The following is an 18,204-nucleotide window of genomic DNA, read 5'->3' as shown; positions in this document are numbered from 1 at the left end:
GTCAGGAAACCGGCAGCCACACCGGGTTCGTGAACGCCGCCAGGGCGCCCGGGAGCGGCGGGAGCGTGGCGGGGTGGCGGACCTCGGCCCGTACGTAGGCCGAGCGGGCCGGGCTGGTGCGCCATTCCAGGGCGGCGTCCGAGGAGGTCACGGCCAGGCCCTGGTCGGTGATCAGCCGCAGTTCGCAGCCCGGGGCGCCCGTCGCCGTGAGCCGGATCAGGACGTCCGCGTCCGGTGCCGTCCGCAGCCGCTCCCCGATGCCGGCGTGCTCCCCGTGCGGGCCCACCGCCTCGAAGGCGACCGAGACCTGGGCGGACTCGGCCCCGTAGGACCGCCCGGCCCGCATCCCCGCGAGGACCGCCTCCCGCGTCAGGTCCTCGGCCAGGACCACGGTCTGCGGGCCTCCGATGCGGTCCGGGTCGCGGTGGTGGTCGCTGTTGGCCACGGCCGGCAGCCACCGCTCGCCGTCGGCGCCGCGCAAGGTGGCGTCCCAGGAGGCCAGGGAGACCTCGTCGTCGGGGGTCCAGGGGCCGTTCCACACCTCCACGGCGTCGGCCTCGCCGAAGCCGAACTTCCAGGCGCAGCCGATGCAGGTGGCGTGCGGGTGGGCCGGTACGACCAGGCCGCCCGCGCCCCGGATGGTACGGGCGAACCGGCCGAAGCGGTTCTCGCGGGCCCGGTAGCGCCAGTCGACGAAGGTGCCCGGGTCGGTGCCGACGGCCAGGACGTGGCCGGTGCGGGTGGTGATCTCCTCGCCGGTCAGGATCAGCAGGTCCGGCGAGAGCGCGTCGGCCCAGGCGGCGTGCGCGCTGTGGGTGTTGTGCTCCGAGGAGTTGATGAAGTCCAGGCCGGCCGCGCGGGCCAGGCCGGCTATCTCGGCCGGGGTGCGCCGCCCGTCGGAGTGCACCGAGTGGATGTGGCAGTCGCCGCGGTACCAGGCCCGGCCGCGGCCCCGGGCGCGCTGGGGCGGGTAGACGGGGCGGGGTACGGGCCCCGGCTCGCCGAAGGTGAAGCGTGCGGTGATCTCGTACGGGAGTCCCTGCGGGGCGACGGTGTACGGGCCGAGCAGGACGTGCCAGCGGCCGGCGCCGATCGGGCCGGGCAGGTAGCCGGGGGTCGCCTCGTCGGCGCGGAGGAAGAACTCGCCGCGGGCGCCGCCGGACCAGCCGCGGAAGCCGCGGCCGCCGAGGGCGGTGCCGTGCTGGTCGAAGATGCCGATGTCGAGGGCGTTGCCGGGCGTGCCGGGCGGTACGGGCGGCTTGCCGTACGTGTACGCCACCCGTAACTCGCGTACGCCGCGCGGCACATCGAGGGGTATCTCGACGAAGTCCGGGGCGCCCGGGGGGATCGTGCCGGTCAGGATCCGGGTGTCCGGCGAGGGCGCGGACAGGTGCGGGGTGGTGATTGCGGCGGCGCCGGACACACCGGTCGCCAGAACTTCACGCCTCGTGAGGGCCATGCCTCCACGGTGGCGGCGGTACGTGAATCCCGCGTGAATCCGGGGTGAGGGGTCCCCGTTCGCCGAGCAGGGCCGCGGCCCGGTCCGGGACGCGGGCCCGCCCGTGCCGGATGGCGTCCGGCCGGCCTACGGCGCCGGTCAGGCGGCCGTGGTCGCGCCGGTCCGCCGGTACCCGCCGCTCCGCCCCCTCACGGTCGGACGGCACCGGCGGACCCGGCGCGACCACCGCGGTGCGCGCGCCGGCCCGTCGGGCGGCGGCCACCACGGCGGGGCGCGGGCTCGGCAGGACCGCCCTGGGCCCCCGCCCGGTCCCTCGAACCCGCTCCCGCTCCCCCGTCACCGCGTTTCCCCCTTCACCCGGTGTGACCACTGTGCCGGTTCGGCATATGTGCACGGCGCCCGATCGGGCGTCGTCTTGCCGCCTTGCGGGAACACGAGGGGTTTATAAACATCCGCAAGCCGGGACGAATACGCACATGCCAGCCGACGAAGCCGACCCGCCGTCCGGGGGCGACCTGAGCCGCGCCGCCCGGCGGCTGTACGCGTACGCCGTGGAGCGGCACTCGTTCGCCGAAGCCGAGGCGACCGGGGCCCTCGGGGCGCGGGCGGCCGCGGCGATCACCGAGCTGGCCTCCGCGCACCTGCTGCAACGGGCCCCCGGCAGCGGCCCGGACCGGTGGAGCGCGGTCGCGCCGCGGACGGCGGCGGCCCGGGCGCTGGCCCCGCTGGCTCTGCTCGTACGGGAGACCCACGACGAGATGGACCGGCTGCGCGGGCGGCTGGAGGCGCTGGTCCCGGCGTACGAGGCGGGGGCGGCGCACCTCGAACGCAACGGGTCGGGGCGGGCGGAGCTGGAGCTGGTCACCGACCTGGGGGCGGCGCGCGCCCTGATCGCGGAGCTGGTCGCGGAGTGCGGGCAGGAGCTGCTGGCCTCGCAGCCGGGCGGGGGCCGGCCGCTGGAGACGCTGGAAGAGGCCATCGGGCGGGACGAGTCGCTGCTGGCGCGCGGGGTGCGGATGCGCACGATCTACCAGCACACGGCGCGCTACTCGCGGCCCACGGCGGCGTACGTGGAACGGGTGACGGCCCTGGGCGCCCGGGTACGGACACTGGGCGACGGGCTGATGCGGATGCTGGTCTTCGACGGGCACACGGGGCTGATGTCGGTGCCGGACCGGGCCGGGGCGGCGCTGGTGGTGCGGGAGCCGGCGGTGGTGCACTTCATGACGTCGGCGTTCGAACGCTCGTGGGTGGCGGCGGAGCCCTTCCCGACGACGGTGAGCCCGGAGGCGGCGCGTTCGCTCTCGGACGAGCTGCGGCAGCTGATCGTACGGCTGCTGGCGGAGGGCCTGGAGGACAAGGTGATCGCGCGCCGGCTGGGCATGTCGGAGCGCACCTGCCAGCGCCACATCGCGGAGATCATGCGGGCGGTGGGCGCCAAGTCCCGCTTCCAGGCAGGCTACTTGCTCTCCCCGACGCCGCCGCCGGACCCCGAGGGCGGCGCCGGGTCCTGAACGGGCTGCCCGAGGTGCCCGCCGTGCAGTTCCGGGATGAGGCGGCCGCGGCGGGAGAGGAGGAAGCGTTTGAACTCGGCCACCGGGCGGGTGTCGGGGTGGCCGTCCAGCCAGGCCACGCCGATCTCGCGGACCGCCCGGGGGGCCGTCACCGTCAGCTCGACCACGCCGGGTCGGGCCACGGCCGGGGGCGGCAGCAGGGCCACGCCGAGCCCCGCCGCGACGAGGCCGCGCAGGGTCTCGGCCTCCTCGCCCTCGAAGGCCACCCGCGGGGTGAACCCGGCCTCCGCGCACAGGTCGTCGGTGATGCGGCGCAGGCCGTAGCCGGCTTCCAGGGTGACGAAGGTTTCCTCGGCGGCCTCGGCGAGGCGGATGCGCTTGCGGCCGGCCAGCCGGTGGTCGTCGGGGACGACGAGGCGCAGCCGCTGCTCGTCGAGGCGGCGGGCGACCAGGTCGGGCGCGTCGGGGAGGGGCGAGGTCAGGCAGAGGTCGAGCTCGCCGGCCCGGAGTTTCTCCAGCATGGCCTCGCCGTAGTTCTGCACCAGGGAGAAGCGCACGCGCGGGTGGTCGGCGCGGAAGGCGCGGATCAGGCCGGGTACGGTCTCGGGGCCGAGGGTGTGCAGGAAGCCGAACGCCACCTTGCCGAGGGCCGGATCGGCGTCCAGCTGCACCGACTCGGCGGCGCGGGCGATCTCGGCGAGGGCCCGCTCGGCCGAGGCGAGGAAGGTCCGGCCGGCCGTGGTGAGGGCGACGGTGCGGCCCTTGCGGGCGAACAGCGTGACGCCGAGGTCGTGTTCGAGCCGGACCATGGCCCGGGAGAGGGTGGACTGCGGGACGCCCAGCTCGTGCGCGGCGCGGGTGACGTGCTCGTGGCGGGCGACGGCGGCGAAGTACGCGAGGCGAGGTGCCAGCAAACCTGTCACCGCGATGTCTTCTTCGTAACGGTTCATTGACAGGCACCCTTCTGAGCTGCGGTCATGCAGCAGTGGATCGATTATCGCGATTCTGTGCATTGGACGCATGAAACGAGCCGGGTCTACGGTTTTGGCATGCCTCCCGTTCATACCGGGGCACCTGTCACCACAGGTGCCTCCACCCCGTCGTCTCCTGCTCCTGCCGCACCGGAAGCCCACGCCCCCGGCCGCCCCGGCTACCGCCGCATGAGCCTCGCGCTCTTCGCCGCGGGCCTCGCGACCTTCGCCCTCCTCTACTCCACCCAGGCGCTGCTGCCCGCGATCTCCGACGGGTTCGGGGTGACGGCGGGTCAGGCCAGCTGGACCGTGTCCGCGGCCACCGGCGCCCTCGCCCTGTTCGTCCTGCCGCTCAGCGCGCTCTCCGAGCGCTTCGGGCGGACCCGGATGATGACGGTCTCCATGCTGGTCGCCGTCGGCGTCGGCCTCCTCGTACCGTTCGCGCCGAACCTGGAGTGGCTGGTGGCGCTGCGCGCCGTCCAGGGCGCGGCGATCGCCGGCATCCCGGCCTCCGCGATGGCGTACCTGGCGGAGGAGGTCAAGCCGAAGGCGCTGGTGGGCGCGATCGGCCTGTTCGTGGCGGGCAATTCCATCGGCGGCATGAGCGGCCGCCTCGTCACGGGCTGGGCGGCCCAGGCGTGGGGCTGGCGCGGCGGGCTGCTGGCCGTCGGCGTCATGGCGCTGGCCTGCGCGGCGGCGTTCCTCGTCCTGCTCCCCCGGGCCCGGTTCTTCCGCCCGGCCTCGCTGAACCCGCGCGCGGTCGGCCGTACGGTCGCCGGGCACCTGCGGGATCCGCTGCTGCTGCGCCTGTACGGGATCGGCGCGCTGTTCATGACCGTCTTCGGGGCCGTCTACACCGTCATCGGCTACCGGCTGGTCGACGAGCCGTTCTCCCTGGGGCAGGGCGTGATCGGGTCGATCTTCCTGATCTACCTGGTCGGTACGGTCTCCTCGGCGGCCGCCGGGCAGCTGGTGGCCCGGGCGGGGCGGCGCGGGGCGCTGTACCTGGCGGTGACCACGACCGCACTGGGCCTGCTGCTGTCGCTGGCGGACTCGCTGGCCGCGATCCTCGTCGGGCTGGTCCTGATCACCGCCGGCTTCTTCGCGGGCCACGCGGTGGCGTCCGCCGCGGTGAGCCGGACCGCGACGTCGGGGCGTGCGCAGGCCTCGGCGCTGTACCAGTCGGCGTACTACCTGGGCTCCAGCGCGGGCGGCACGCTCGGCGCGCTCGCCTACCACTCGGCGGGCTGGGCGGCGACGGTGGGCATCGCGCTGCTGGCCGTGCTCGGCGTCGTGTCGATCACCCTGTACGGCTCGCACGCGGCGCGCGCCGAGCGGCGCCACGGGTCGCTGGCCGCCGCACGCTGATACGGCGGCGTGGGGATCGGTGCGTACGGCATCGGTACGAGCGGAATTACGGAGCCCGGAGGCGCAAGCCGCCCCGGGCTCCGGCGCGTTGCCCCTCCCCGCCGGGAAGGAGTGGGGGTGGGAGGGAGTACGACGTGACATTGATGCGGATGCGTACGGAGCGGACGCGTACGGGACGGATGCGTACGGAGCGGTTGCGTACGGGACGACGTGCGGTGGCGGTGGTCTGCGGGGCGGTGGCGCTCGCGGTCCCGCTCGTGGTCGGCGGGGGCGGGGCGGCGCGGGCCGCCGGCTCGTGCAACGTGACCACGGGGCCGTACCAACGGGAGGTGGAGCAGTTCCTGGGGCGGCCGGTCGACGGGTGGCAGTCCGCGGCCGACTGCCAGGCGATCAAGGCGTTCCAGGCGACGCACGGGATCACCCCGACCGCGGGGTACGCCGGGCCGCTCACCTGGCAGACGATGAGCACCATGCTGGCGCAGCGGGCGGCCGGCACGAACCCGAACAGGGCCGGGACGTGCCCGGTGAACGTGGGCCGGATCGCCTGCGTCGACCTGACCCGCCAGCTCAGCTGGGTCCAGGACGGCGCCGTCCTGAAGTACGGCCCGGTGCCGGTGCGCACCGGGAAGGACGGCACGGAGACCCGGACCGGCCTGAAGCGGATCTACTACCGCAGCATCGACCACTGGTCGACGATCTACGACGTGTCGATGCCGTACGCGCAGTTCTTCGACGGCGGGATCGCCTTCCACTCGGTGGAGAAGAGCATGTGGAACCCGCCGGGGTCGGGCGGCTGCGTGAACATGCGGCCCGCGGACGCCAAGGCGTACTGGAACCTGCTGGCCAAGGGGGACGACGTGTACGTCTACGGCCGCAAGCCGGGTACGTAGCGGGCGGCGTCCGGCTGCCGTTGTCAGACCCCTCGGGTAGCTTCGGGATATCGGACCTACTGGGGGAAGACAGCCATGAGTGACGTCGCCACGAGTATCGAATCCGATCTGGACGCGGCGATGGACCGCTACCGGGTCGAGCTCACCGGCTACTGCTACCGCATGCTCGGCTCCTCCTTCGACGCCGAGGACGCGGTGCAGGACACGTACGTCCGTGCCTGGCGCAGCTTCGAGAAGTTCGAGGGCAGGTCCTCGCTGCGCTCGTGGCTGTACCGGATCGCCACGAACGTCTGCCTGGACCTGCTGAGCGCGGGGAAGAAGCGGGCCCGCCCGATGGACCTCAGCGCCCCTCAGCACCAGGCGTCGGCAATACTCAACGAGCGGCCCGAGGTGACCTGGCTGGAGCCGGTGCCGGACGGGCGGGTGCTGCCGCAGACCGCCGATCCGGCGGAGATGGCGCTGGCGAAGGAGTCCGTGCGGCTGGCGTTCGTGGCGGCGCTTCAGCACCTGCCGGCGAAGCAGCGGGCGGTGCTGATCCTGCGCGAGGTGCTGGCGTGGAAGGCGGACGAGGTCGCGACCCTGCTGGACACGACGGTGGCGTCGGTGAACAGCGCCCTCCAGCGGGCCCGCGCGACGCTCTCGGCGAGCCGGATGCGCGAGAGCGACGCGGCGGACCCGCTGGACGCGGAGCAGGTGAAGCTGCTGGAGCAGTACCTCTCCGCCTTCGAGGCGTACGACATCTCGCGGCTGACCACACTGCTGCACGAGGACGCGGTGCTGTCGATGCCGCCGTTCGACCTGTGGCTCCAGGGGCCCGCGGACATCGCGGCCTGGCATCTGAACCAGGGCATCGGGTGCAAGGGCTCCCGCCTGGTCCCGACGACGGCGAACGGCCTGCCGGCCTTCGGCCAGTACCGGCCGCGGCAGGACGGGAAGCCGGGGCACGTGCCGTGGGCGCTCCAGGTCCTGGAGATCTCAGAGGGGCGGATCACCGGGCTCAACGCCTTCCTGGACACCGACCGCTGGTTCCCGCTCTTCGGCCTCCCCGAACAGCTGGAGGAGTCCGACGAGCTCCAGCAGGGCGCGTAGCTCGGGCCCGGCCCCGGTCACCCGCAGCGCCCGACCCCCGGCCGCGACCCGCAGCCGGGCCAGCACCTCGACGACCCCGAGCCCGGGCGCGGTGACGGCGCCGGCGTCGCACTCCACGGCCGTCGCCCCGTCCTCGTACAGCCGGGCCAGGCCGGCGCACAGCAGGACGGCATCGCGCGCGGTGGGGCTGGGTCCGGGCAGCACGAGTCGCGTGATCGTCACGAGGGGGTGACTGCCCGGGCCGCCGGAACTCATCGGTAGGCCGCGGCCTCCTATGGGCGGGGGAAGCCGAAGGTGTCGAGGGTGAGGTTGAACGGCTCGGGGAGCTGGACGGCCTCGCCGAACTTGCCCGCGTGCAGGAGGCGGTATTTGCCGTCGCTGGGCTCGCCGTACAGGTGGATGGTGGGGCTGCCCGTCGCGTGCGGGTCGATGAGCAGGTAGAGCGGTACGCCCGCCGCGGCATAGCCGTTGAGCTTGGACACGCGGTCGTTGACCGCGTTCCACTTCGAGGTGATCTCGACGACGAGCTCGGCGGCAGCCACGGGAACGAAGTTCTCCCCCTCGGGGACCATCTCCCTCGGCACGACCGTGAGGTCCGGGATGTAGAGACCGCTGCGGCTCGGGACGGCCACGTTGAGGGTCTGGTGGATACCCCAGTCATCGGGAATGACCGTGTACAGGCGGCGTTGCACCGACTCTGCGATCAAGTTGTGGTTGTTGACGGGCGGTGGTGCCACGGTGATGATCCCCTCGATGATCTCCACCTTGCAGCCCTTCGGCACGTCCATCTCCTCCCAGAGGCGGACGACCGAATCCCAGTCGTCACCGCTCGGAGGCTGGTGCTCGACTGCGAGTGCGCTCATGGTGTGCTCCTCATTCGGTTCGTCACCGGTCCCAGCATGCCGAACGGGACCGGCGGGGGTCCACCGGTCCCGTTCACCCGAAAGGGAAGCCGCAGGTCAGGCGATGCGGTCCAGGACGATCGGCGTGGCGGAGAACGCCGTGCCGGCCGGGGCGATGTCGTACGTGCCCTCCAGGGAGGCCAGGGCGTACTCGAACTTCTCCGGGGTGTCCGTGTGCAGGGTCATCAGCGGCTGGCCGGCCACCACGGTGTCGCCCGGCTTGGCGTGGAGCTCGATGCCCGCGCCCGCCTGCACCGGGTCCTCCTTGCGCGCGCGGCCGGCGCCCAGGCGCCAGGCGCCCACGCCGACACCGTACGCGTCCAGGCGGGTCAGGACGCCCGAGGAGGGGGCGGTGACCACGTGCTGCTCGCGGGCCACCGGGAGGGCCGCGTCCGGGTCGCCGCCCTGGGCGGAGATCATCCGGCGCCAGACGTCCATGGCGGAGCCGTCGGCCAGGGCCTTGGCCGGGTCGGCGTCCTTGATGCCCGCCGCGTCCAGCATCTCGCGGGCCAGCGCCAGGGTCAGCTCGACGACGTCGGAGGGGCCGCCGCCGGCCAGGACCTCGACCGACTCGCGGATCTCCAGCGCGTTGCCGGCCGTCAGGCCGAGCGGGGTGGACATGTCGGTGAGCAGGGCGATCGTCTTGACGCCGCTGTCCGTACCGAGGGCGACCATCGTCGAGGCGAGCTCGCGCGCGTCCTCGATGTTCTTCATGAACGCGCCGGTGCCGACCTTCACGTCGAGGACGAGCGAGCCCGTGCCCTCGGCGATCTTCTTCGACATGATCGAGGAGGCGATCAGCGGGATGGCCTCGACCGTGCCCGTCACGTCGCGCAGCGCGTACAGCTTCTTGTCGGCGGGGGCCAGGCCGTCGCCCGCCGCGCAGATGACCGCGCCCGTGGTGTCCAGGACGTGCAGCATCTCCTCGTTGGAGAGCAGCGCGCGCCAGCCGGGGATGGACTCCAGCTTGTCCAGGGTGCCGCCGGTGTGGCCGAGGCCGCGGCCCGACAGCTGCGGCACGGCCGCGCCGCAGGCGGCGACGAGCGGGGCCAGCGGCAGGGTGATCTTGTCGCCGACGCCGCCGGTGGAGTGCTTGTCCGCGGTCGGGCGGGACAGGGAGTCGAAGTTCATCCGCTCGCCCGAGGCGATCATCGCGGCGGTCCAGCGCTTGATCTCGGCCCGGTTCATGCCGTTCAGCAGGATGGCCATCGCCAGCGCCGACATCTGCTCGTCTGCGACGACACCGCGCGTGTACGCGTCGATGACCCAGTCGATCTGCTCGGGGCTCAGCTCGCCTCGGTCACGCTTCGTTCGGATGACGGAGATGACGTCCATGTGGTGCTTCCTTCTACGCGCATAGAGAGGGTGGAGAGAGAAGAGAAGAGGGAATTGCGACGGCCCTTCGCCCGGCAGGGGCGAAGGGCCGTCGGCACGGCTATCTCAGGTGGTCCGGCCCGAAGGCCTGCGGGAGCATCTCGGCCAGTGGAAGGACCCCCTTCGGGGTCTCCACCAGCAGCTCCGGTCCACCGAACTCGAAGAGGAGCTGACGGCAGCGGCCGCACGGGACGAGGATGTCGCCCTTGCCGTCGACGCAGGTGAAGTGCGTCAGGCGGCCGCCGCCGGTGGCCTGGAGGGAGGAGACCAGCCCGCACTCGGCGCACAGGCTGAGCCCGTAGCTGGCGTTCTCCACGTTGCAGCCGACGACGATCCGGCCGTCGTCGACGAGGGCGGCGACCCCGACCGGGAACTGCGAGTAGGGGGCGTACGCCCGGGACATGGCGTCCCGGGCGGCCTCCCGCAGGGCCTCCCAGTCGGGGCGGATCGCCGTCGTCACTTGCCCTGGCCCTTGCGGTACGGCATGCCGTCGGCCTTCGGCATCCGCAGCCGCTGCGCGGACAGCGCGAGCACCAGCAGGGTCGTCAGGTACGGGGCCGCGTCCACGAACTGGCTCGGGACCGCGTCGGTGAGCGCGTACCAGAGGAACAGACCGCCGGCGATGACGCCCGAGAGGGCGCCCTGGAAGTGCTTCTTCTTGTACAGCTGCCAGGCGCAGACCAGCACCAGCAGGATCGCGAGGAGCAGCAGCATCGCGTGGACGTTCTCGGCGCCACCGCGCAGCTTGAGGCTGTCGGTGAAGCCGAAGAGGCCGGCGCCCAGCGCCATGCCGCCCGGCATCCAGTTACCGAAGATCATCGCGGCGAGACCGATGTAGCCGCGGCCGCCGGTCTGGCCCTCCTGGTAGATGGGGCTGGCGACGATCGACAGGAACACGCCGCCGAGGCCCGCCAGGGCGCCGGAGACGACCACGGCGATGTACTTGTACTTGTAGACGTTGACGCCGAGCGATTCGGCGGCGATGGGGTTCTCACCGCAGGAGCGCAGGCGCAGGCCGAAGGTGGTGCGCCACAGCACCCACCAGGTGCCCGGGATCAGCAGCAGGGCGACGACGGTCAGCAGCGAGAGCTCGGTGACCAGGCCGCCGACGACGCCGGCGAGGTCCGAGACGAAGAACCAGTGCTTGGCCTGGAGCGTGGCCATCCAGTCGGACAGCCCCGGCACGGTGATCTTGTAGATCTCCTCGACGCGCGGCGACTGCTTGGAGGAGCCGCCGGGCGCGTTCGCGAACGTGAAGTTCGACAGGTACTGGGTGAAGCCCAGAGCGAGGATGTTGACGGCCACACCGGAGACGATGTGGTTGACGTTGAACGTGACCGTGATGATCGCGTGCAGCAGGCCGCCGAGGGCACCGCCCAGGATCCCGACGACGACGCCGGTCCAAGGACCCCACTGGTAGCCGGCCCAGGCACCGAACCAGGTGCCGAGGATCATCATGCCCTCGAGGCCGATGTTGACCACGCCCGCCCGCTCGGCCCACAGGCCGCCGAGGCCGGCGAGGCCGATCGGCACCGCGAGCTGGAGGGCTCCGGAGACCTGGCCGATGGAGGTCAGGTCGTTGGCGCCGCTGATCACGCGGACCAGCGAGACGAGCGCGAGCCCGCCCGCGATGATCAGCATGATCCACGGCAGGGTGAGCTTCTTGCGGCCGCCGGCCTTCTTCGGGGCGGCACTCGTCGCGGAGACGGTGCTGGTGCTCACGCCGCGACCTCCTTATCGGTCTTGATGGCGTGGCCTGCAGCCAGCTCCTCGCCGACCTTCTGCTGCTGGCGGCGGATGCCGTAGCGGCGGACGAGCTCGTACGAGACGACAACGGCGATCACGATCAGGCCCTTCATGATCGTGCCGATCTCCTTCGCGTACCCGGCCGTGTCGAGCGAGGCCGAGGCCTTGTCGATGAAGGCCATCAGGAAGGCGGCGAAGAAGATGCCGATCGGGCTGTTGCGCCCGAGCAGCGCGATGGTGATGCCGGTGAAGCCGACACCGACCGGGAAGGCCAGGCTGTACGTGTGGCTCTCGCCGAGCAGCACCGGCATGCCGGCGAGGCCGGCGACGGCGCCGGAGATGAGCATCGAGGTGATGATCATCTTCTTGGCGTCCACGCCGGAGGCCTGGGCGGCGGACTCGCTGGCGCCGGTGGCGCGCAGGTCGAAGCCGAAGCGGGTCCGGTTGAGCACGAACCAGTAGACGATGCCCAGCGCGAACGCGAGGAAGGTGAAGCCGTAGATCTCCAGGCCGTCACCGAGGTCCACGGCCGGGAACCAGCCGGAGTCCGGGATGTCACCGGTGGTGAGGTCGTTGGAGCCGGCCGGCTGGACGCCGAGGTTCTTCGGCAGGATCAGCCAGGCGATCAGGCTGGTCGCGATGGCGTTCAGCATGATCGTGGACACGACCTCGCTGACGCCGCGCTTGGCCTTGAGGACACCGGCGATGCCGGCCCAGAAGGCGCCGACGCACATGGCGACGACCACGATCAGCAGGATCTGCAGCGGGCCGGGCAGCGTGACGGCCGCGCCGACCACCGCGGACAGCATCGCCGCGAGGCGGTACTGGCCGTCGACGCCGATGTTGAAGAGGTTCATCCGGAAGCCGATGGCCACGGCCAGGGCTGCCAGGTAGTACGTGCCCGCCTGGTTCACGATGAGGACCTGGACGTCCTCGTAGCTGGCGTTCTCCACCATCAGGCGCAGCGGCTCGATCGGGTCCACACCCGTCGCGGCCAGCACGAGCATGGTCAGCAGGAACGCGGTGACCAGTGCGAGAGCGGGCCCGGCGAAGCCGAGGAGCAGCCGGTCCTTGTCGAATTTCTTCATCGGGCCTCGTCCTCCGGGGAGTCGGTACCAGCGTCGGTACCGGCGGCGGAGTGGTTGTCGGTGGCTTCCAGGGTCCCGGAGGCGGCGCCCGTCATGGCGGTGCCGAGCTCCTCGGGGGTCACGGTCGCGGGGTCGGCGTCCGCGACCAGGCGGCCGCGGTAGATCACGCGCAGGGTGTCGGACAGGCCGATCAGCTCGTCCAGGTCCGCGGAGATCAGCAGGACCGCCAGGCCTTCGCGGCGGGCGTCCCGGATCGCGTCCCAGATCTGCGACTGCGCACCGACGTCCACACCACGGGTGGGGTGGGCGGCGATGAGGAACTTCGGGTTGTGGCTCATCTCGCGGCCGACGATCAGCTTCTGCTGGTTGCCGCCGGAGAGCGACGACGCCGTGACCTCGATGCCGGGCGTGCGGACGTCGTACTCGCGCACGATCCGCTCGGTGTCCTTGCGGGCGGCCTTCGGGTCGATGATGCCGCGCTTGGAGTTGGGCGCCTCGGTGACGTGGCCGAGGATGCGGTTCTCCCACAGCGGGGATTCCAGCAGCAGGCCGTGGCGGTGGCGGTCTTCGGGGATGTACCCGATGCCGCCCTCGCGGCGCTTGCGCACCGGCGCCTTCGTGATGTCGGTGCCGTCCAGGGTGATGACACCCGTGTCCGGGGTGAGCATGCCCATGAGGGCTTCGATCAGCTCGGTCTGGCCGTTGCCCTCGACACCGGCGATGCCGAGGACCTCGCCCTTGTGGATCGTGAAGCTGATCCCGTCGAGGAGGAGGCGGCCGACCTCGACGACCTCGTGCACGTTCGCGTCCGACAGGCCCGGCGTGCGGGCGGTCTCCTCGGTGGCGACGGGCATGCCGTGCTCGGCGATGGTCAGCTTCTCGACCTGGAGCATCGGGACGGTGGTCACCGTGGACTCGCGGGTCTCCGGCGAGGGCAGCTCCGCACCGACCATCAGCTCGGCGAGCTGCTTGGTGGTCGCGGTCTTCGGGTCGGCGGTGCCGACGGTGGTGCCGCGGCGGATGACGGTGATGTCGTCGGCGACCTTCAGCACCTCGCCCAGCTTGTGCGAGATGAAGATGACGGTCAGGCCCTCGGCCTTGAGCTCGCGCAGGTTGTCGAAGAGCGCGTCCACTTCCTGCGGCACGAGCACCGCGGTGGGCTCGTCGAGGATGAGGGTGCGGGCGCCGCGGTACAGGACCTTGAGGATCTCCACGCGCTGGCGGTCGGCGACGCCGAGGTCCTCGACCAGGGCGTCGGGACGTACGCCGAGACCGTACGCGTCCGAGATCTCCAGGATCTTCTTGCGGGCCTTGCCGCCGATGCCGTGGAGCTTCTCGCCGCCGAGAACCACGTTCTCCAGGACGGTGAGGTTGTCGGCGAGCATGAAGTGCTGGTGCACCATGCCGATGCCGCGGGCGATGGCGTCGCCGGGGTTGTTGAAGGTGACCTGCTCCCCGTCGATGGCGATGGTGCCCTCGTCCGGCTTCTGCATGCCGTAGAGGATCTTCATCAGGGTCGACTTGCCGGCGCCGTTCTCACCGATGAGGGCATGGACCGTGCCCTTGCGGACGGTGATCGCGATGTCCTTGTTGGCGACGACGCCGGGGAAGCGCTTGGTGATGCCGTGAAGTTCTACGGCGGGGGGCGGGCTGGACGCGTTGATGACGCACTCTCCTTGGCGCGGAAGGAGCTGGAAAGCCAAGTTGGCAGGGGGCAGGGCGAGGATCGGCCGGGCGGGTGGGCGGGAGGAGGACGGTATCGCGTCCACGATGCCTCTACGCGCGTAGCACTGTCGAAAGTGAAAACTTGCGGCCAAGTGGCCACAAGCAACACGGAACAGGGGCGGGGCCCGGGAGCGGTAGAGACCGCTTCCCGGACCCCGGAGACCCCTTATCGCACGTCAGACGAGGCCTTACGGCGCGGTCTTGACGGTGATCTTCTTCGCGATGATGTCGGCCTTCGCCTTCTCCACGGCGGCGGTGAGGTCGGTCATCTTCTTGTACTCGGGGTTGGAGTCGGCCAGGCCGACGCCGTCCTTGTCCAGGCCGTAACGGATCTCACCGGTGGCCGGCTTGCCGTCCTGGACCGACTTGATCTCGTTGAAGACCGCGTCGGAGACGTCCTTGGTGACCGAGGTCAGGATGTGGTCCTTGTACTTCGACAGACCGGCCTGGTTGTACTGGTCGGAGTCGACGCCGATGGCCCACTTGCCCTTGCCGGCGGTGGCCTCGATGGCACCCGAGCCCGCGAGACCGGCAGCGGCGTAGATCACGTCGGCGCCGGCGTCGAGCTGACCCTGGGCGGCGGCCTTGCCGAGGTCGGGCTTGGAGAAGCCGTCGAAGTTCGGCGGCTGGGTCAGGTACTGGCTCAGCACCTTGGCGTTCGGGTTGGTGTCCTTGACGCCCTGGGTGAAGCCCGCCTCGAACTTCTTGATCAGCGGAACCTCGACACCGCCGATGAAGCCGACCGTGCCGGTCTTGGAGGCCTTGGCCGCGGCGACGCCGGCCAGGTAGGAGCCCTGCTCCTCGTTGAAGACCAGGTTGGCGATGTTCGGGCCGGTGACCGAGGTGTCGTCGATGATGCCGAACGTGGTGTTCGGGAACTTCGGCGCGACCTTCTTGATCGCCGGGGCGTAGGAGAAACCGACGCCGATGACCGGGTTGTTGCCCTTGCGGGCGAGCTCGGTGAGGCGCTGGACCTTGTCGGCCTCGCCCTCGCCCTCGGTCGGCTCGGCCTCGCTGCCCTTGACGCCCAGTTCCTTCTCGGCCTTCTGCAGACCGGCGTAGGCGGCGTCGTTGAACGACTGGTCGCCACGGCCGCCGATGTCGTACGCGATGGCGATCGACTTCGCGGAAGAAGAAGAAGAGGAGGAGGACGAGGAAGAGGACGAGGTGTCCGAGGACTTCTTTCCGCCACAGGCGGTGGCCGAGAGGGCCAGCGCCGCGGACGCGATGCCCACGGTGGCGATCCTGGTGATCCGGCGCAAGGGGAGGCTCCTTCAAAACCTGACCGAAGCGCCACGACCGGCGCTGGTTTCGCGGCGATCGTAACGCGCGTAGATGTCAGTTAAAGGGCCGTTCATGAGTCGTTATCGGATCGTCGCGAATCGGACAGTGACCGATCGGTAACTCCCCTGCCGTCCAGCCCTTGTGTGCCAAGGGCTGGACAGGTGTGACGGTAGGCGCTCAGATGTTGTACAAATTTTTGCCCGATCGCTATCCGATCGGCCTGGTACGCCGTCCGTCGAGCAGCGCGGCGGCCGTGAAGAACTCCACGCCGACCCCGATCGCGGACTCGTCCACGTCGAAGTCGCCCCGGTGCAGGTCCCTCTTGGCGCTCGCGCCCGGGGTGTGCACGCCGAGCCGGGCCATGGCTCCGGGCACGTGCTCCAGGTACCAGGAGAAGTCCTCGCCGCCGAGGCTCTGCTCGGTGTCCTCGATCGACTCCTTGCCGAGCCGGGCCGCCATCGCCTCGCGCAGCAGCTCGGTCACCACCGGGTCGTTGACGACCGGCGGCACCCCGCGCACGTACGTGATCTCCGACTTGGCCCGGTGCATCCCGGCGATCTCGTCGATCGCGGCGTGGATCTGGTCGGGCGCCTCGTGCCAGGCGTTGATGTCCAGGCAGCGGATCGTCCCGGAGAGCTCGGCGTGCATGGGGATGACGTTGCAGGCGTGCCCGGCCTCGATCCGGCCCCAGGTGATCGACATGCCCGACCGGGCGTCCATCCGGCGCGACAGTACGGCCGGCAGGTCGACGGCGACCCGGGCGGCGGCGGTCACCAGATCGGTGGTGAGGTGCGGCCGGGCGGTGTGCCCGCCGGGGCCGGCCAGCGCGATCTCCAGCCGGTCGCAGGCGGAGGTGATGGGACCGGTGCGCAGTCCGATCTTCCCGGCGTCGACCCGCGGGTCGCAGTGCACCGCGATGATCCGGCCCACGCCGTCCAGGACGCCGGACGCGATGGCGTCGGTCGCCCCGCCGGGGAGCACCTCCTCGGCGGGCTGGAACAGCAGCCGTACCGGGCGGGGCAGCAGGCCCTGCCGGTCGAGGTCGGCGAGGACCAGGCCGGCGCCGAGGACGACGGCGGTGTGCACGTCGTGGCCGCAGGCGTGGGCACGGTCGGGGAAGGTCGAGCGGTACGCCACGTGGGTCTTGGCGTCCGGAATGGGCAGGGCGTCGATGTCCGCGCGGAGGGCCAGCATCGGCCGGCCCCCGTCCCAGGTGCCCACGTCACAGATCAGGCCGGTTCCGGACTTCAGTACGCGGGGCCGCAGCCCCGCTTTCTCCAGCCGGGCCTTGATCGCCGCCGTGGTGCGGAACTCCTGGTGTCCTAGCTCGGGGTGCATGTGCAAGTCCCGGCGGAACTCGATCAGTTCGGCACGCAGGTGGTCCGGAATCTTGCCGGGCAGCTCGGGCCGGTCAGGCGTGCCGGGCAGGGCGGTCTGGGACTCGCGGGACATCAACTGGTTCACCCGTTGAAGGGTAGGCGCACGAATGGCCCAACTGGCTGTAGATCACCAAAAGTTCATGCCGTTAGGGGAAAAAAACCAGACCTCTGGACGCATGACCGGATGCACCCGGGGGTAAACTCGCGCGCTCATCCGGCCGCGGAGGCCGTCTGGGCAGGGAGTCTGTGCACATCACGGGCGGTCTCGGTGACCCCGGCGAGGAAGCTGCGGGCCCGCGGCGAGGCGGAGCCGGCGAGCCAGGCCGGGTCGACATCGCATACGGCGACGGTCACACCGGTTCCGGTCAGCGCGTACGGCAGGGTGTGGACGACGGTGGACGGAAAGCTGACGATCGTCCGGCCGACCGGTCCGCGCCGGGCGATCAGCTCCAGCGGCAGGTCCGGACGGACGATCTCCAGCCCGGTCGCCTCGCTGAGCGTGCGCAGCTTCTCCGCGGACTCGCGGCGGTGCGCGAAGTAGCGGGTGGCGCCGTGCTCCAGGGTCAGGGCGCGTACGGCGTCCAGGTAGCGGGCCGGGTCGACCACACCGGTCTCCACGAGGGAGGTGCCGACGAGGTCGGTGCCCTTGGTCAGGCGCGGCGGGCCGAACCGGGCGCGGGTCCAGGCGAACTCGTTGACCCGCAGCGTCATCGCCCCGTGGACGGTGACGGGCATCGAGCTGAACACCTCGACGCGTCGCCCCGTGCCCGCGGCCGGGGTGAAGCGGCGCCGGGCGGTGGCCGAGACCGGCGCGTACGCCAGCTCGCGGACGCGGCCGGGCAGGCCGCCGCCGCCGATCCGGTGCCAGCGTACGAGGCGCTCGCCGCGGGCCGTCTGGGCGACGAACTCCATGGTGGCGGTGCCGTCGTCGACCACGACGAGCTCCTCGGCCCGTACGAGGGTGAGCAGGAGCTGCACGTACCGGGAGAAGGGGTCGCCGACGACGACCCGGCGGGCCGCGCGCACGTCCTTGCAGAGCGCGGCGAGCGCCTTGAGCGGGGCGAGCCGGCCGCCGCGGGCCTCCTGCCAGACGACCTCATACCCCTCGTCCCGGGCCAGCCCCGCCATCCGGCGCAGCTGGCCGCGGGACATGGGGTCGGTGGGCGGCAGTACGACGATCCGCAGCCAGGACGCCGGGGCGGCCGAGCGGCCGGCCGGGCCCGGGCCGGCGGCTGCCGGAGCGCCCCCGGACGCCGGGCCGCGGGTGGCGGCGCGGCTGGGCTGGCTCGGGACGGCGTCGAGCAGCGGGGCACCGCCCGGTGCGGACGCGCCTTCGGCGTGCGCCCACTCCAGCACGTTCAGGAGCTGGACCGGACTCTCGACGAAAGCCAGGCTGGAGGCAGAGGGGGTCACCA

General features: G+C 71.6%; 16 protein-coding genes. 4 read left to right on the top strand and 12 right to left on the bottom strand.

Annotation, left to right across the window (positions count from 1 at the left end):
* Position 1: 1 nt before the first annotated feature.
* The gene (locus IF02_RS0108565) at positions 2-1,459 is read right to left on the bottom strand and encodes a CehA/McbA family metallohydrolase (RefSeq protein WP_030154951.1); all 1,458 of its coding nucleotides are present in this window, start codon (positions 1,457-1,459) and stop codon (positions 2-4) included.
* 476 nt (positions 1,460-1,935) lie between these two features.
* Between IF02_RS0108565 and IF02_RS0108560 the strand changes: the two genes are divergently transcribed.
* A complete protein-coding gene (locus IF02_RS0108560; protein WP_037835795.1) occupies positions 1,936-2,973 on the top strand; it encodes a helix-turn-helix transcriptional regulator in 1,038 nt (345 codons plus the stop codon).
* On the opposite strand, the gene IF02_RS0108555 is transcribed toward IF02_RS0108560, so the two are convergent.
* Positions 2,919-3,923 (bottom strand): LysR family transcriptional regulator, encoded by a 1,005-nt coding sequence (locus IF02_RS0108555; RefSeq protein WP_420708114.1) that lies wholly within the window; start codon positions 3,921-3,923, stop codon positions 2,919-2,921. The two genes, IF02_RS0108560 and IF02_RS0108555, sit on opposite strands and share 55 nt — an antisense overlap.
* A gap of 99 nt (positions 3,924-4,022) precedes the next feature.
* On the opposite strand from IF02_RS0108555, the gene IF02_RS0108550 reads away from it, so the two are divergent.
* From IF02_RS0108550 to IF02_RS0108540, 3 genes are all read left to right on the top strand, one after another.
* Positions 4,023-5,312 (top strand): MFS transporter, encoded by a 1,290-nt coding sequence (locus tag IF02_RS0108550; protein WP_030154948.1) that lies wholly within the window; start codon positions 4,023-4,025, stop codon positions 5,310-5,312.
* Between the two features lie 179 nt (positions 5,313-5,491).
* Positions 5,492-6,202: a L,D-transpeptidase family protein gene (locus IF02_RS0108545; RefSeq protein ID WP_030154947.1), complete on the top strand. Its 711-nt coding sequence runs from the start codon at positions 5,492-5,494 to the stop codon at positions 6,200-6,202.
* 75 nt (positions 6,203-6,277) lie between these two features.
* On the top strand, positions 6,278-7,291 hold the full coding sequence (locus IF02_RS0108540; RefSeq protein ID WP_030154946.1) for a sigma-70 family RNA polymerase sigma factor: 1,014 nt from the start codon (positions 6,278-6,280) through the stop codon (positions 7,289-7,291).
* Here IF02_RS0108540 and IF02_RS33565 read toward each other — a convergent pair.
* The 10 genes from IF02_RS33565 to IF02_RS0108490 form a co-directional block, all read right to left on the bottom strand.
* Positions 7,178-7,513, bottom strand: coding sequence for an STAS domain-containing protein (locus IF02_RS33565; RefSeq protein ID WP_030154945.1), 336 nt, complete (start codon positions 7,511-7,513; stop codon positions 7,178-7,180). The two genes, IF02_RS0108540 and IF02_RS33565, sit on opposite strands and share 114 nt — an antisense overlap.
* Positions 7,514-7,563: 50 nt before the next feature.
* Positions 7,564-8,154, bottom strand: coding sequence for a Uma2 family endonuclease (locus IF02_RS0108530; protein ID WP_030154943.1), 591 nt, complete (start codon positions 8,152-8,154; stop codon positions 7,564-7,566).
* A gap of 96 nt (positions 8,155-8,250) precedes the next feature.
* Positions 8,251-9,528: a thymidine phosphorylase gene (locus tag IF02_RS0108525; RefSeq protein ID WP_030154942.1), complete on the bottom strand. Its 1,278-nt coding sequence runs from the start codon at positions 9,526-9,528 to the stop codon at positions 8,251-8,253.
* 100 nt (positions 9,529-9,628) lie between these two features.
* Entirely contained in the window at positions 9,629-10,027 is a 399-nt protein-coding gene (locus IF02_RS0108520) for a cytidine deaminase (RefSeq protein ID WP_030154939.1), read from the bottom strand.
* Positions 10,024-11,289 carry an ABC transporter permease gene (locus tag IF02_RS0108515; protein WP_030154938.1) on the bottom strand — a complete coding sequence of 422 codons (1,266 nt, stop codon included), beginning with the start codon at positions 11,287-11,289 and terminating at the stop codon, positions 10,024-10,026. Before IF02_RS0108515 ends, IF02_RS0108520 begins: the two co-directional genes overlap by 4 nt.
* The gene (locus IF02_RS0108510; RefSeq protein ID WP_030154936.1) at positions 11,286-12,401 is read right to left on the bottom strand and encodes an ABC transporter permease; all 1,116 of its coding nucleotides are present in this window, start codon (positions 12,399-12,401) and stop codon (positions 11,286-11,288) included. The genes IF02_RS0108515 and IF02_RS0108510 overlap by 4 nt, the downstream gene beginning before the upstream one ends.
* Complete coding sequence (locus IF02_RS0108505; RefSeq protein ID WP_420708113.1) at positions 12,398-14,104, bottom strand: ABC transporter ATP-binding protein; 1,707 nt, start codon at positions 14,102-14,104, stop codon at positions 12,398-12,400. The genes IF02_RS0108510 and IF02_RS0108505 overlap by 4 nt, the downstream gene beginning before the upstream one ends.
* A gap of 210 nt (positions 14,105-14,314) precedes the next feature.
* Complete coding sequence (locus IF02_RS0108500) at positions 14,315-15,388, bottom strand: BMP family lipoprotein (RefSeq protein WP_030154933.1); 1,074 nt, start codon at positions 15,386-15,388, stop codon at positions 14,315-14,317.
* 229 nt (positions 15,389-15,617) lie between these two features.
* Positions 15,618-16,862, bottom strand: a complete 1,245-nt coding sequence (locus tag IF02_RS0108495; RefSeq protein ID WP_030154932.1) for an amidohydrolase — start codon at positions 16,860-16,862, stop codon at positions 15,618-15,620.
* A 137-nt stretch (positions 16,863-16,999) separates the two neighbouring features.
* Complete coding sequence (locus IF02_RS0108490) at positions 17,000-18,202, bottom strand: hypothetical protein (RefSeq protein ID WP_030154930.1); 1,203 nt, start codon at positions 18,200-18,202, stop codon at positions 17,000-17,002.
* Positions 18,203-18,204: the final 2 nt, after the last annotated feature.

Source organism: Streptomyces sp. NRRL S-244, from assembly GCF_000717915.1.
Classification (GTDB): Bacteria; Actinomycetota; Actinomycetes; order Streptomycetales; family Streptomycetaceae; genus Streptomyces.
The sequence above is the reverse complement of the archived record's forward strand: the minus strand, read 5'-3'. Positions and strand labels throughout refer to the sequence as shown.

Excerpts from the sequence above, each read along its gene's own strand:
- IF02_RS0108565 (WP_030154951.1), bottom strand. The coding sequence starts at position 1,459 with ATGGCCCTCACGAGGCGTGAAGTTCTGGCGACCGGTGTGTCCGGCGCC.
- IF02_RS0108560 (WP_037835795.1), top strand. The coding sequence starts at position 1,936 with ATGCCAGCCGACGAAGCCGACCCGCCGTCCGGGGGCGACCTGAGCCGC.
- IF02_RS0108555 (WP_420708114.1), bottom strand. The coding sequence starts at position 3,923 with ATGAACCGTTACGAAGAAGACATCGCGGTGACAGGTTTGCTGGCACCT.
- IF02_RS0108550 (WP_030154948.1), top strand. The coding sequence starts at position 4,023 with ATGCCTCCCGTTCATACCGGGGCACCTGTCACCACAGGTGCCTCCACC.
- IF02_RS0108545 (WP_030154947.1), top strand. The coding sequence starts at position 5,492 with ATGCGTACGGAGCGGTTGCGTACGGGACGACGTGCGGTGGCGGTGGTC.
- IF02_RS0108540 (WP_030154946.1), top strand. The coding sequence starts at position 6,278 with ATGAGTGACGTCGCCACGAGTATCGAATCCGATCTGGACGCGGCGATG.
- IF02_RS0108530 (WP_030154943.1), bottom strand. The coding sequence starts at position 8,154 with ATGAGCGCACTCGCAGTCGAGCACCAGCCTCCGAGCGGTGACGACTGG.
- IF02_RS0108525 (WP_030154942.1), bottom strand. The coding sequence starts at position 9,528 with ATGGACGTCATCTCCGTCATCCGAACGAAGCGTGACCGAGGCGAGCTG.
- IF02_RS0108510 (WP_030154936.1), bottom strand. The coding sequence starts at position 12,401 with ATGAAGAAATTCGACAAGGACCGGCTGCTCCTCGGCTTCGCCGGGCCC.
- IF02_RS0108495 (WP_030154932.1), bottom strand. The coding sequence starts at position 16,862 with ATGTCCCGCGAGTCCCAGACCGCCCTGCCCGGCACGCCTGACCGGCCC.